This is a genomic window from Bacillus proteolyticus, assembly GCF_001884065.1.
GTDB lineage: Bacteria > Bacillota > Bacilli > Bacillales > Bacillaceae_G > Bacillus_A > Bacillus_A proteolyticus.
Window position 1 is genome coordinate 1 of record NZ_MACH01000117.1, and the last position, 13,953, is coordinate 13,953.

General features: G+C 32.8%; 11 protein-coding genes and 2 pseudogenes. 3 read left to right on the plus strand and 10 right to left on the minus strand.

What is annotated here, in order from left to right:
- Positions 1–336, minus strand: a pseudogene (locus BAQ49_RS21730) (S-layer homology domain-containing protein); the annotation flags it as partial.
- 664 nt (positions 337–1,000) lie between these two features.
- Between BAQ49_RS21730 and BAQ49_RS21735 the strand changes: the two are divergent.
- A pseudogene (locus tag BAQ49_RS21735) lies at positions 1,001–1,654 on the plus strand (IS6 family transposase).
- Between the two features lie 109 nt (positions 1,655–1,763).
- Here the strand turns inward: BAQ49_RS21735 and BAQ49_RS21740 are convergent.
- On the minus strand, positions 1,764–2,933 hold the full coding sequence (locus BAQ49_RS21740) for a DUF4046 domain-containing protein (RefSeq protein ID WP_071747026.1): 1,170 nt from the start codon (positions 2,931–2,933) through the stop codon (positions 1,764–1,766).
- Between the two features lie 819 nt (positions 2,934–3,752).
- Entirely contained in the window at positions 3,753–4,502 is a 750-nt protein-coding gene (locus BAQ49_RS21750; RefSeq protein ID WP_071747018.1) for a YhfM domain-containing protein, read from the minus strand.
- Positions 4,503–5,519: 1,017 nt separating this feature from the next.
- Here BAQ49_RS21750 and BAQ49_RS21755 point away from each other — a divergent pair.
- Positions 5,520–6,164 carry a hypothetical protein gene (locus BAQ49_RS21755; RefSeq protein ID WP_071747019.1) on the plus strand — a complete coding sequence of 215 codons (645 nt, stop codon included), beginning with the start codon at positions 5,520–5,522 and terminating at the stop codon, positions 6,162–6,164.
- A gap of 625 nt (positions 6,165–6,789) precedes the next feature.
- Positions 6,790–8,331, plus strand: a complete 1,542-nt coding sequence (locus BAQ49_RS21760) for an S-layer homology domain-containing protein (protein ID WP_071747020.1) — start codon at positions 6,790–6,792, stop codon at positions 8,329–8,331.
- A gap of 429 nt (positions 8,332–8,760) precedes the next feature.
- Here BAQ49_RS21760 and BAQ49_RS21765 read toward each other — a convergent pair whose 3' ends face one another.
- From BAQ49_RS21765 to BAQ49_RS21800, 7 genes are all read right to left on the minus strand, one after another.
- Positions 8,761–9,393 (minus strand): hypothetical protein, encoded by a 633-nt coding sequence (locus BAQ49_RS21765; protein WP_000143834.1) that lies wholly within the window; start codon positions 9,391–9,393, stop codon positions 8,761–8,763.
- A 349-nt stretch (positions 9,394–9,742) separates the two neighbouring features.
- Positions 9,743–10,261 carry a hypothetical protein gene (locus BAQ49_RS21770; RefSeq protein WP_071734786.1) on the minus strand — a complete coding sequence of 173 codons (519 nt, stop codon included), beginning with the start codon at positions 10,259–10,261 and terminating at the stop codon, positions 9,743–9,745.
- 11 nt (positions 10,262–10,272) lie between these two features.
- Complete coding sequence (locus BAQ49_RS21775) at positions 10,273–10,539, minus strand: hypothetical protein (protein ID WP_071747021.1); 267 nt, start codon at positions 10,537–10,539, stop codon at positions 10,273–10,275.
- Positions 10,540–10,551: 12 nt separating this feature from the next.
- Positions 10,552–10,866: a hypothetical protein gene (locus tag BAQ49_RS21780; RefSeq protein WP_071747022.1), complete on the minus strand. Its 315-nt coding sequence runs from the start codon at positions 10,864–10,866 to the stop codon at positions 10,552–10,554.
- Between the two features lie 364 nt (positions 10,867–11,230).
- Positions 11,231–12,400, minus strand: a complete 1,170-nt coding sequence (locus BAQ49_RS21785) for a serine hydrolase domain-containing protein (protein WP_071747023.1) — start codon at positions 12,398–12,400, stop codon at positions 11,231–11,233.
- Between the two features lie 558 nt (positions 12,401–12,958).
- Positions 12,959–13,147, minus strand: coding sequence for an RNA chaperone Hfq (hfq, locus tag BAQ49_RS21795; RefSeq protein WP_071734791.1), 189 nt, complete (start codon positions 13,145–13,147; stop codon positions 12,959–12,961).
- 72 nt (positions 13,148–13,219) lie between these two features.
- Positions 13,220–13,783 (minus strand): SMI1/KNR4 family protein, encoded by a 564-nt coding sequence (locus BAQ49_RS21800; RefSeq protein WP_071747025.1) that lies wholly within the window; start codon positions 13,781–13,783, stop codon positions 13,220–13,222.
- Positions 13,784–13,953: the final 170 nt, after the last annotated feature.

Consider the following 13,953-nt stretch of genomic DNA (forward strand, 5'->3'; position numbering starts at 1 on the left):
GGAAGACAGACTACGTTTTGTTCTGTTTGAATTGTTAGGAACAGTTAATGTACCTGTTTCTTCATGAATACCTTCTGAACGTTGAAGACTGTCTGCTTTCTTATTATCGACAGTACCTCCACCACGTCCGTCTACCTCTTCAAAACTAGCTTCAATACTTTTTAGAGCCTGTTCATCTGATGTTTGAAGTTGGTCTGTTTTACTTTGTTCCTGAACGCTTGTAGGTTGCTTATTGTTTACTGATTGTTGTTCCTCTGCAAACGATACCAATGGTGAAGATAATACCGTTAATCCTGCCGTGAATGCTACTACTTTTTTATTAAATTTAATGTTCATTTCTAACTTGGTATATCTCTCCATCTTAATAGATATACCTTCCTCCTTATACCTCTTTTAATGTGAATAATAGTGTGAATAATAGTGAGAATAGTAGTGAGAATAATGGTAGTCTGAATCCAAAGAATAACGATTTAATTTTTCATTCCATATAATCAACCAAAATCTATAGTTTCTCCTACATATTTCAGTGTTATAACATAACACTAGGGCTCCTCCCACTACTAAGACAAAAGAAAACCCAACATAGATTTTTCTTTTGTCTTAGTAATGGGAGCGTTTCAATCAGAAACCGAAGAGAATGATAGAGACTTATATTGTTCTCCTTTGCGATTTCAACCATACCATACATGATGGCACTCCCTCTAGTACATTTGCAAAAATATAGAATAAATATGCTTATAATAACAAAAACTCAAAATATATATCAAGCAATTTTTTTGAAAATAGCATTTTTGTTACTTTTTCGTAACTACTATAGGTATATATATATGTTATAATTTATAAACTTTTGCAGACGCTCCCTTGCAAATCCCTATCTTTTCTACCCTTTTTGTCCCTTCGATTCTGTTGCAAAGTTTTTAAAAGTAAGCTAAACTTTTGCAAAACAGAATGAGGAGAATCATAAATGGGATATTTTAAAGGAAAATAGTTCAAACAAGATATTATTTTGGTAGCCGTCGGCTACTACTATCGTTTTTCTTTAAGTTATCGAGGTGTATCTGAAATTTTGAAAGAACGTGGTGTATCGGTCCATCCCACTACTATCATGTGATGGGTTCATGAACATGGAAATCTCATTTATCAGATTTGGAAAAAGAAAAACAAATCTGTGCAGCTGTCTTGGCACCTGGATGAAACCTATATCAAAGTGAAAGGCGAATGGCGTTATCTCTATCGAGCAATTGATAACGATGGACACACATTGGATATTCAGCTTCGCAAAAAACGAGATCATCAAGCGGCTTATGCCTTTATGAAAAGACTAGTAAAAACATTAGGAGAAGCAACGGTTCTCACAACAGACAAGACTCCCGCGTTACTTTGCGCGTTCAATAAATTGGGAGAGCAAGGCTTTTATAAGCATACCATTCATTGTACAATCAAGCATTTGAATAATCTCATCGAACAAGATCATAGACATATCAAGCGACGTTTTTCCAAATCCGCAGGATTTCAAAGTCTTCGCCATGCTTCACGTAACTTGAAAAGCATCGAAACTATTCATGCCCTATATAAACAAAAACGAAGTTTGCAACAACCAAACTTCGTTTTTTCGACGTACAATGAATTAGAGAAACTATTCAAAGTTGCATAAACTCTACCTACTAAATTAGGATTTTTTTGTTTATATAAAAACTTTGCAACAGAGCCCGTAAAAGAAAGATTTAGTTTCATTCATGTTAAACTTTCATATTTTTTATAAATTAATTAGGATATAGTTCACTTAACATAGTATGTGGGTTCTTATTCCAAAATCTATCTAATGGGGTTCTTAACCCTTGATTAATTATCCACCTTCTACTATACACCCTTATTAGTTCTTCATTAGTTAATTTTTCTTTTTCCTCTATCGTCCATTTCAATGCTTCCAATGCTTTCTCCTTTGTCCAAAATCCACGAGGGGCCCTATTTAATTCCCATTCTTTAAATTTCCCTGGATACAACTCGTGTAGCATGGCATATGGACTATTTTTCCAAAATCTCTCTAATGGAGTTATTAACCTTTGATTAATCATCCATCTTCTACTATAGACCTTTGTAAGTTCTTCATTAGTTAACTTTTCTTTTTCCTCTATCGTCCATTTTAATGCTTCCAACGCTTTTTTTCTTGTCCAGTAGTTTTTAGGTGTTTTCTGGAATTCCCACTCTTTAAAACATCCAGGATATAACTCATTTATCATACTAAATGGACTATCATTCCAATATCTCTCCAATGGGGTCCTTAAGCCTATTTCTGAAAACCAAATTACACTAATTTTTTTTCTTATCTCCTCATTATTCATTTGTTTTCTTTCCTCTATCGTCCATTTTAATGCTTCCAACGCTTTTTTTCTTGTCCATAAACGACTAGGAGTTTTTTTAAACTCCCATTCCTTAAAATGGTCTGGATATAATTCATTTATCATTATGTAAGGACTACCTCCCCAAAAAATTTGGCAAGGCGAACTCAAATTATGATTAGATAACCACCGAACGTTATAAACCTCCAATAGTTTATTATCTGTTAACCTTTCTTTTTTTTCTATCGTCCATTTTAACGCTTCCAATGCCTTTTCCTTTGTCCAATAGTTCCTAGGTGTCATTTGAAATTCCCATTCTTTAAAACAATTCGGATAAACATCATTTATCATTACATATGGGCTATCATGATATTTAACGCTAAGTAAACCACCTAATTTATATTTAATAATTAATTGGGATTTCCAACTCTTAAGAATTGTTTTTTTATCCCACTTTAAAACTTTTTCTATAAGATACTTGATTACACGTTTTGCTAGATTATTATCTTGATCATCACTCCATGTACCTTTGGGAAATCTGTTCCTTTTACTGTCCAATATCTCTTGGTATATCTCTTCTATTTTTATTACCATTACAATCCTTTTCTCTCTTTCTATAGTGATTTTTACAGTAAACGAGATAAAAATCACCCGCAATTACAAATTTATTTCTAAGCAATAATCCACCTATATTTTAAGTGCTAATAGGTGAATTTTGTTCATAATTAATATATATAATTGAACACTAATCCCCCCTCGATAAGGGGGAATAAGGGGTTCAGCCCATCAAGTTAACATTTTGAAGTTCCCCCTTAACGAAAATTCTGTGTTTTTTATAGAAACGAAGTTCATTTTTATCGTTTTGGGGGCAACCTGTTCTGTTAGGTTGATGGGTGTGGGGTACAGCCATAATTACACATACAGAAAAAGAATCCCTTATGATTTCTGGGATTCTTTTTCTTGTTTAAAGTTTTTTCAGACAAATGATTTGCACATCAATTTATCTTTGATATACAGATCATTTGTCTGATAATTCCTATAAATAATTACGGAGTAATAAACTTACATAAATGCTTTTAAAAGTTCTTGAACCAATGGAATTGCTCCACCTATGAATTTTAAAACTGCCATTGCGATTTCCATAATCATTTCCTCCTTTTTAATATTATGATGTAGTAAATCTTATACTCTCATTATATTAAGTGTATCAACTCATATCAATACATTTTAATATGCAATATTTCATCTTAAAATCATGCTTAATACTGTTATAATAGAATAGGTAAATTCTACATCATTTTTCGATATACTAAACAGCTAATGAATACATAAAAAAAGAAGAGAATTTTTAAAATTCTCTTCTTTTTTTATGTATTCATAGGGGTCACTATATGGGGTTTAAAATATGTCGTTTTAATTTAACGCTTTTATGATGTTATTTACAAATATTTTATCGATTTCATGTCCTTGGTTTGTGTGTTCTGAATCCATAATTATTCCTTGTGATTTCTCTTTGTCAATCCACAAATAGTATGTTTGAGTTGTTCCACTTAAAAAGTGAACATTTACTTTGAAATTTGGCTTGTGTGTACTAGATGCATTTGAATGTGTATGCCCGATATGGGTGATAGCGTTCACGAATGCTCCAACATCAAATTGTTTTACGCATATGTAGGTCTTATTCCCCTCAACTTCAATAAATTCAATAGATTTATCTTTTATGGAGTGTACTCCTTCACCATCCTCCGCTGTATTATGAAGTATAATACCATCTTCTGACTGTTCGCAATCTCTTAGCATATATGCCACACCATGTGTTTCTTGAGGAGTAACGAACTTCTTACAAATATCCTTTCTATTGTAGTTTTTGTACTTGCTAGTAAAAGTAAATTTCTCATCTTGATAAGTTACAGTTTCTAAACTCGGTACTTTTGCCTCCTCGTCAATGAAATAATTTTTAATTTGTATTTCGTCACTTTTTTTATCTTTTACATTTTGAGAAAATGTTTCAAATCGTTCTAGATTTCTAGATTTTTCTTTATATAAGTGTAAAACAATATCATTTTTGTTTGCTTCAGTGTATGTCTCTTCATCGCCATTAATAAATACAGTTAAAGCAGCGATCGATAAGCATAATGCTCCAACAATTAATGTTTTCTTCAAATTGAGTTCCTCCCTAAAAGATATTATAAATTTAATCATAACAATAAATGACTATTCTTATTAAAAAACTTAGTACTTCGAATAGGTTAAGTTTAGATCACATATCTCTAATCAGGTGATTAATAAACATGCATGTAAAGTTAACATAACGTCCCATTATCGGTAGCAAGGATAATGGAGAATCCCTGCTATTCTTTTTTTGCATAAAATCTTGTATAAAAAGTAGTTGGGTTATAGTGCTTTACTTAGGATAGCACCCGCATTTTCGGGATCCCACCCCTTTAAAAGAATAATTTCAACAAAATATAGATTTTAATTGCAAATAAAGAATCTGAATTTTGTTTAATACTATTTTTTACGAAACAAGAGAATGGTAAAATTTTCTTAAATATAGATCCGTTGGAAGGTTGTTCGTAATGAGATTCAATAAATATACCGTAATATTCATTTTTTTAGCTATTGCTTCAAATTTCGCCTTATCCATGTGGCTCAAACAAGGACTTTTAGGTGTAGTTATTGCTATTATTTTCTTATTAATCGCTACATGGACTACAAAACAGCCTACAGACGACCAGCATAAATGAACGAAATAACTTAACATGGTATAATAATTAATGCATTAAATTATAGGAAACAATTAATTTGGATGGGAGTCCAATGTTATTAAAATTAAAGTGGTTATCAAGTCGGAGGAAGGCACCTTAGGGTGTCTTTTCTTTTTAAAATATATAAGCGCACCAGAACCGGTTCATGAATATGGAAATCTCATCTATCAAATTTGGAACTAACTTCTCCCTAAACATTGTTCCTCATTTACCAACCTGTTTATGTTTTTTCAAACTTTGCAACAGAGCCACATTGTTTTAATTGAATTTCGTGTTATACTTCTATAGGCATCTGATTTTTATTCTATATAAAAGTATGTGAAAAGCCATTATCAATTCGATAATGGCTTTTCTATTTTTCATGAAGATCGATTATATGGCATGAGCAATAAATTTAAAGGAGAATTATAAAATGATTTTTCCAAGTAACATCAATACGTCTTATGAGTATTCAATTATAGAAATTCAATGTTTACCTTGTATTTCTACAGCACCCGATTTTTATGATAATTTTGTACTTATTTGTAGTACTTATCTTAACAAAAATGATAAAGCACATGGTCATACTACATTTGAAATTCAATCTATAAAAGAACTGTCTTATAATAATCCAAATGTAAAAAATGCTAAGAAGTTTGTATACCAAGGTGGGTCTTTGAAAATAAATGATTTTGTAACAATTACTCAAGCGGAATCAGACTATGATACGAAATTCATAGCGAGACTTTCCTATCAATATCATAGCGATCAAGAGAGGGAATATATACAAGAGCAAGATTTACTCTTATTTTCCATTTCTGAAGGGCCAAAGGGGCAATTGTCTAATATTCCTTATTTATATCTTCCTCCGGATTTTAAGAAGTATATAGAATATTATCAGGCTAAGCACGATTCTGAAGTTCTTCACACTGCTTACTCAATATTAGAACATTTCACAAAAGAACATGATTATTCAGAATCTTTCATTAATCAATTTGAAACTTTAAAAGAGAAACAAAAGAATAAATCTCTTATCTTGTACGATAGCTTTTTACGGAATCAATATAAGAAAATTTGATTTATTTTCATAGAAACATCAAAAACCCTTTAAATATTATACAAAATATTCCTATTACTTTAAAAAAATGAAGAAAATGCATAAATGCATAAAACTATATATGTATTTTGTAGTATCCTAGACTGTATCTGTCTAAAAGTCTTTCATAGTACATTTTTGACACTCCCACCCCTACCTAAAGGGGCAAACTGACATAGGTCAGTGGGATTCTTGCTACCAAAGACCAAAGGCGAAGTCCATTTCTGGTATCGCTGACGTGCAAGATTGCGATTTGCTATCACCACTCCCATGACAGACCGTATAGGTTCTCCTTATGCTTTAGCGTCTAGTACTTGACGACATGTATTGTTTTACGCACGAAGTGAAATTGATTCGTGCAACCTCATACAATATTCATTTTTTAGAGAACATTATTGTTTTAGAGTCTTTTGCATGACTTTGAGACCATTTGACATGTTTTGCTACGCAAAAGCGATACTTTCATCCCATGCTTAAAGGCGGACTTAAGTCCTGCAGGGGCTTTCTCGTATCGTAAATCTATAAATTTTAGTTAAAAGATACCACTTGTTTAATAAACTTAGTGAAGTAAAGTTAATTACTTTAATATATTATTAGGAGAGAATTTATGAGTAAAAAACTATTAAAATCAATAACATCATTAACGATGGTAGGAGGTGCATTGTTAGGAACAAGTAGTGATCCCGTAAAAGCTGAAGTCCAGTCAGGGGGAAATTCAGTTGTATTTAATGATGTTCCCAAAAACCATTGGGCAAATAATGCCATTACGAGCTTAGCTAATCGTAATATTATCGGAGGATATGGAAATGGAGTGTTTGGCCTGGGAGATAACGCTACTCGTGAACAGGTGGCAGCTTTAATTTATCGTGTGCTAGCTCCTGCTAAAAAAGGAGGCACTCTTAATAAGGACAACTCTTTTTATATTATGCAAGATGGGTCTCAGCTTAAAAATCCATATAAGGACATTAATAAAAACTCAACAATGTTCCTAGAAGAGATTCTATTTTTGACAGACATAGGAGTCTTTAAAGGCGATCAAAATGGGGCATTTCGACCAAAAGAATCATTAAGTCGTGCAGAAATGGCACAGGTCATCAAGACTGCTTTTAAAGTTCCTGTGTTAAGTAAACATACTTTTAATGATGTACCAGATAATTCATGGGCGAAGGACGCTATTAGTGCCGTACAGTCGAATAAAATTGCATCAGGTACAGGTAATGGAGGTTTTGAACCAAATAAAACTGTAACTCGTGAACAGTATGCACAGTTTTTATTTAATGCATTAAATTATAGGGAACAATTAAATACACAAAATCCTGATGTGACAAAACCAAATAAAGAAGATACGAGTGTACAAACTGAGGTACAACTATTAGAAGCTTATAAAAAAGACATGAAAAATTATATTAATAATCATGAAGAAGATATAACTATAACATATAAATCTAAACAATCTAATATTAGAGAAGTTATGGATACGCTTGTTAAAGCATATGATGAGACAGTTGATTCAAATGAATACATGAAATATAACGTTGCAAATACACAATATTCTATTCGTGGTATTCCAGGAGATTATGTATTTACATTAAAAATTACATACCGTGAATCAAAAGAGCAAATGAACTATGTAAAGACACAAGCAAAATCAGTTATCGCTTCTATTGTTAAAGCTGGTATGGATGAACATGAAAAAGTAAAAGCGATTCATGATTATGTCGTAAAACATGTTTCGTATGATACTTCTTTCCAGGCTTATACGGCATATGAAGCTTTAGCAAACCGTTCTGCTGTTTGTCAAGGATATGCATTATTAACTTATCAATTGTTAAAAGAGGCAGGAGTAGAAGGTCATATTGTAACAGGGACTGGAAATGGACAACCTCATGCTTGGAATCTAGTGAAAATTGAGGGGAAATGGTACCATCTTGATACAACCTTCGATGATCCAATTCCAGATGTAGAAGGACGTGTAACTTATTCATACTATAATTTATCTGATGAACAAATTGCTAAAGATCACCAATGGGATCGTAATCAATTTGCGAAAGCAACAACAATCTATAATAATGAGTTAACAAATAAAATTCAGATCGGTAGCCCGAAAGCAATGGGATATCAGAAAATATTAACGGATATCAAACGCTAATATGAATCTATGTAGTTTATTAATAAAATTAAACAATTAACAAACGATAAATTGAGGTCTGTGTAACAATGGACCAGTACTAGATAAAAAAAGAATCCCATAAACATATATGATATGGGATTCTTTTTTTTATTTTATTTGTTTATCTGATGTGTATATTTACAGCATCTAATCATTTTAACTAAATTTAGGTGATTCCTCTCTCTCTTCAATTTGTATGTAGGTGCATGGCACCAACAAATAGGTGGGAGATGAATTACTATTTTTTCATAATAAAACATACGTTTTATCGAACTATATAAACTAACGAGATAGCCTAATCCATGATTAGTTCTTGTACTTGTATAGAAATAAACACGCAAGATAGGTGAATTTAGGAAGCGATCACTTCTAAACAAGCTGGAAGTGGGGATAGTTTACGAAATTCATTTAGTCCTTATATGTGTTTTGTAAATAACGATCATATAAATCTTTTTCTAAAATACTTTGTTTATCTTGTAGTTCCTTAAATTGTTCAATGAATTCACTATCTTCTTTTGTGCTTCGACACAAAGTATAATAAGCATCATGGAGAATTTTAGATTCTTGATGAGCATCATAGTAGTCCATGTAGGTCTTAAATTCTGGTGGTAGATAAAGATAAGGAACGTTAGAAAAAGAACCTTTGATTCCTACTGAAGTAGAAAATAGGAGTAAGTCTTTATTTTGTATATATTCCATCTCTTGATCTTTAGAATATTGGTAAGAAAGGTTTGCTATAATCTTTGTATCATAATCAGTTTTCACCTCAATTATGTTTACAAAATCATTAATCCTTAAAGTACCACCTTTGAATGCAAACTTTTTGGCTTCTTTAACGTGTGAATTATTATAAGATAATTCTTTTACAGATTGGATTTCAAATGTAGTATGACCATGTGCTTTATCATTTTTATTAAGATATGTACTACAAATAAGAACAAAGTCGTTTTGAAATTTTATTGTTTCAGAATTATAGGGTAAGCATCTAATTTCTATTATTGAATACTCACACATACCGTTAACATTATTGGGAAAAGTCATTATTATTATAATTCTCCTTCATATTTATTTCAGGTGAAGAGTAGTTATTCTTCACTACCTTTATTTTAAATAAATTATAGATTAATAGTAACCCTCAATTCCAGAAATTTATGAGGACTTATAAAAAAGCAGTCTAACTCCTAATACTCCAGTTAAAGAGTTCTGGTGCAAAAATAAAACAAAAGAGAATAAAGCATATATATTCCTAACGAAATCGTATCTTATGTTGCAAGTCCAAACGGGAACGTGACGGTATCTTATATGAATCAAAGGGAAATCCTTCATGGGAGGTACATTTACATGGTCCATAGCAGGCCGATAAAATGCCCCTTACTCAACCATATTACAATTACCTCCCAAACTTATACTTCTGTATGACTAAGTCTTTATCCTCATATCTAGGGTCTAACTTAACTTCACCTTTGTACTCAATGATTCGTACCTTGTCAGTCGGATATACCTTATCGTAAAGTTCCTGTTTCACCCATATCTTTTTCATTTTGTTATTGTCAAACAACTCTAAAGTAGGGTGTTTCAGTATGATATACTCTTCTTCAATGTGTTTCCCAAGAACCATAACCTCTTTTACTTTGCCGTTTTTAACTAATTCATCGTTTTGATACCCCTCTATAACTGACAAGACCAAACAGAATAATACGAAAATACCTACATACATCCAAGCCTTCTTCCTTCTCTTTTTCTTGTATGCTTCAAGTTTCATGATATACTCTTCAAGTTCATACTCTGTATACTCTTTCACAGGTGAATCTAAGTAGTAGGTTTTTCCAAACTTTGTACTCTTAAATACAACATAGTCGTCTACATACTCTGGATCTTTCTCTAAGTTTATGAATTTCTTTTCACTCATAACATACCCCTTTATTTGTTTCCTATTATAACTACCCCAACTAAGATGAAAACAATAACACTTATAACCACAAGAGTTGCCTTTTTACTTAACTTTCCCCTAGAACCTTCTAATACTGCCCCTATAATAAGTGGGAAAAGAAGAATACCAAGGAGAATGTCAACAAACTTGTTACTCTGCTCCTCTTTCGGTTTCTCTTCTTTTCCTATGCGTTCTACCCTATTTGGTACTTTTTCTACGTGTATTGGATTCTTCTTTTTCTTACGTCTATGATTCACTATTCATACCCCTTACTTTGAACCGTAACTTTCAAATAGCATAGTCTTTCCTTTGTACTCAACAACCTCAATGCGAGAACCAATGTCTAAACGTTTGTATACTTTCTTACTTACGCTACCTGTGTGCGTTTCACCATCTACTTTGTACTTGATTTCATAAGTCTTAACCCCTCTAGATGTGTACTCTTTCATGTCTACGACTTCCGCTATACTTGACTTACCATGTTGTCTGACTTGTATCTCGTTGTACGTTCCTACCCCTATGAGTAGGAACGTACACACTAGAAACACTACAATACAACCAATTCTAAACCGTTTCTTTTTCAATATAATCCCCCTTACTTTACATCGTAACTATCATACATGATTGTCTTTCCTTTATATTCTAGTACTTCTATTTTAGAGCCTTTGTCTAACTTCTTGTATAACTCTTTATCTATATTACCTAAGTAAGTCTTATCTTTTATATAATATTCACGACTTATTTTATTTCATTTACCAATCCACATATACAATTTATATTTTATTTATCGAGTCTTAATATATCTATGAAAAAAGCACTTGTTGCCATAAATGACAATCAAGTGCTTTAAGTTTATATATTTTTAAATAGCATAAATTTGTAAGTTTTCAAGTTATTGCGTGACACCTATAAAAACTATGACAAAATTTATCCTGTTTTCCTTTTTGCTCACTTGCTAAATTCAGCAAGTAAAATATTTTTAAAAGGATCAGGACTGTTAGCTCTATCCGTACTGTTAAAATTGATGGTCAACGTATGCTTGCCCCCAAGTGTACCTCCAACAAGAGTAACAAACCCTGGAATGCTACCTGTGTGTCCCCATATCGAGACACCGTTTGGAAGCTTAGTTTCATAGATTCCAAGACCATATCCGCTGATTTCATCAAATCCTGTAGGAACTGTAGTAAGCATTTGTTTTAGTTGCTGTTCCTTCAGTAATTTGCCACCGAGCAAGGAAGAAAAGAATTTGTTTAAGTCGTCAGCAGTAGAAATCATCTCTCCAGCCGAGCTAGCTATACTTGGGTTATAATAAGTAACGTCTTTTAACTCACTTGCTCCGTCTGGTTGGACATATCCACGGGCATGCTTAGTGCCTGGAATAACGCTTGAATTGCCAGGTAGGAATGTATTCGACAACTCAAGCGGTTCAATCATCCGATTTTCAATCTCTTCCGCATAGCTGTTTCCGGTTACTTTTTCAATAAGGATACCCAGTAATACGTATCCTGTGTTTGAATAAGACCAGCCCTTTCCAGGGGCGAAGTCTGGAGGCAGAGAAAGCCCAATCTTCACTATTTCTTCAGCGGTATATGTTTTTTTTGTATTCATCAGATCAACGTCTTTTGAATTTAAGTAGTCAGCGATACCACTTGTATGGTTCAATATCTGCCGGATAGTAATCTGGTTACCATCATATCCGTTTCCTTGAATGACACCAGGCAACCATTTTTCGATGGAGTCGTCTAGATTCAGGCGGTTCTCCCCAACTAATTGAAGTACAACCGTTGCGGTGAATGTCTTCGTCACGCTGCCAATACGAAAGCGAAAATCTGTTTCCATTGGTTTCTTGGTGCTCAGATTCGCTACCCCAGCGGCATAACCCCACGTTTTTCCACCCTCAGAAGTTTTAGCAAGTATCCCCGGAAATCCAAGTTGCAATGTATCCCGCATTGCTTGCTTGACGGAATTACGATCTCGTTGAGTGCTTGTATGTGACAAACTAGATACATTTTGGTTGGGCTCTGCTTTTACAATTGAGGTTGGCGATGTGTATAGCAGGGAACTTCCCGTTATTAAAAGAGCCAGACTTGCAAATGTAATTTGACTACGTGTTTTCATAAGGCATTCCTCTCCTCTATTCATATTGTATCGCTGGTTGTTTGTTTGCTGCTTCATACTAACCACACAGCTTTCATCTCTACCAATGACAAAAAACCAACAATAAAGTGAAGCTTTAATCCGTGTGGGTCTTACTGCCCGTTAATGCGGGGTAAAATTAACCTTGTACTCCTTCACTCTATAATAAACGGAAGATTCTAAATATCTATTTTCCTTACAAGAAGATTACAAAGTTGTCACTCCATCACCATCAAGCTAAGAAAAGCAAATACCCCAAAACGAAAAAATTGACATCTTCAGGGGAAAATGTACATTCTTTTGTTTTGGGGCCTTATAAAATTCTTAAGTTGATGGCAGTGTGGTGGTACGCCAAAGATAAGATCATACTCTCCGATCTTATCTCTTTTTTGTAGATTCTTGATACAAAAAAGGAATCCTTATAATAAGGATTCTGCAACAGGAAATAACAAAATATAAATAATAAAAAGAATTACTTATATTATAGTTTATATGGTAATAATATAATATCAGGAAATGTTTACATAAATCCAGTATGTATTACATAGCAATTGTAGAAATGACTTGTTTATAGACTAGCTGTTGCTTACCATGAACCATCATTAGAATGGCAAATTTATCTGTTGCAAGAATCTGTCCACGTACTGGAACGCCATTTTTTAAAAATACAGTGACTTCCCCTTTTTTCTCTTTCAATTGTTCATACATATCTTCTTGTAAATTAAACATGAAATGCGCCCCCTGGTTTGATTGTATTTACTTTTCTTCTAATACCTGCTGCTTTTCACTGTTGGGTATTATTTAATCTTTTAATAAATCTTCGTCTAAAAAGAGTTCGATGTCATCTAAATTTACATTTTCTCTTTCATGAATTGAAAATTTTAAAATAAATTCTTCAAAAGAGTTTGCTATAAGATAATAATATTCTTTTCCATCTTCGTTTATTGTTTCACCTTCATGATACCAATAATAAATTTTACCCCTGTATTTATCTTTTAAGCCTATACATATTAAATCTCCCCCGTCTGCATCTGCAATAGGCATTACACTACTTCCTAAAATATCCTTATAAGTTTGAATGATTGATTCAATTTCATAGGCATCACTAGTAATACCATAAAAGCCACCTATCGAGTCAAAACCATTCTTGGGAGTTACAGGGGTAACTTTAATTGGCTGGTACATTCTATTATCCTTAATAAAACACCCTCCATATTCAAGCAAAAACTCTTTGTAGTCTAATGGTAAATCTATACCATATATTCGTTCAATTGTTTCGATTGACTTATATGCATCTTCTTTTTTTGATACTACCATTTCCGAATCAATTATTTCATTTAATACTTGCTTTATTATTTTGTTCATTTTATTTTCCTCCTCTTTAATCTGATGCTGAGCCTATATGTGGTATATTAGCATGGAAATCTGTTGGAATTAACTCAATTTCAGTAGAACTTTTATGGTTCTGTTGCAAAGTTTTTAAAAGTAAGCTAAACTTTTGCAAAACAGAATGAGGAGAATCATAAATGGGATAT

Coding starts and splice junctions, on each gene's coding strand:
- BAQ49_RS21740 (WP_071747026.1), bottom strand. CDS start 2,933: ATGGTAATAAAAATAGAAGAGATATACCAAGAGATATTGGACAGTAAA.
- BAQ49_RS21755 (WP_071747019.1), top strand. CDS start 5,520: ATGATTTTTCCAAGTAACATCAATACGTCTTATGAGTATTCAATTATA.
- BAQ49_RS21760 (WP_071747020.1), top strand. CDS start 6,790: ATGAGTAAAAAACTATTAAAATCAATAACATCATTAACGATGGTAGGA.
- BAQ49_RS21765 (WP_000143834.1), bottom strand. CDS start 9,393: ATGACTTTTCCCAATAATGTTAACGGTATGTGTGAGTATTCAATAATA.
- BAQ49_RS21770 (WP_071734786.1), bottom strand. CDS start 10,261: ATGAGTGAAAAGAAATTCATAAACTTAGAGAAAGATCCAGAGTATGTA.
- BAQ49_RS21785 (WP_071747023.1), bottom strand. CDS start 12,400: ATGAAAACACGTAGTCAAATTACATTTGCAAGTCTGGCTCTTTTAATA.
- hfq (WP_071734791.1), bottom strand. CDS start 13,147: ATGTTTAATTTACAAGAAGATATGTATGAACAATTGAAAGAGAAAAAA.
- BAQ49_RS21800 (WP_071747025.1), bottom strand. CDS start 13,783: ATGAACAAAATAATAAAGCAAGTATTAAATGAAATAATTGATTCGGAA.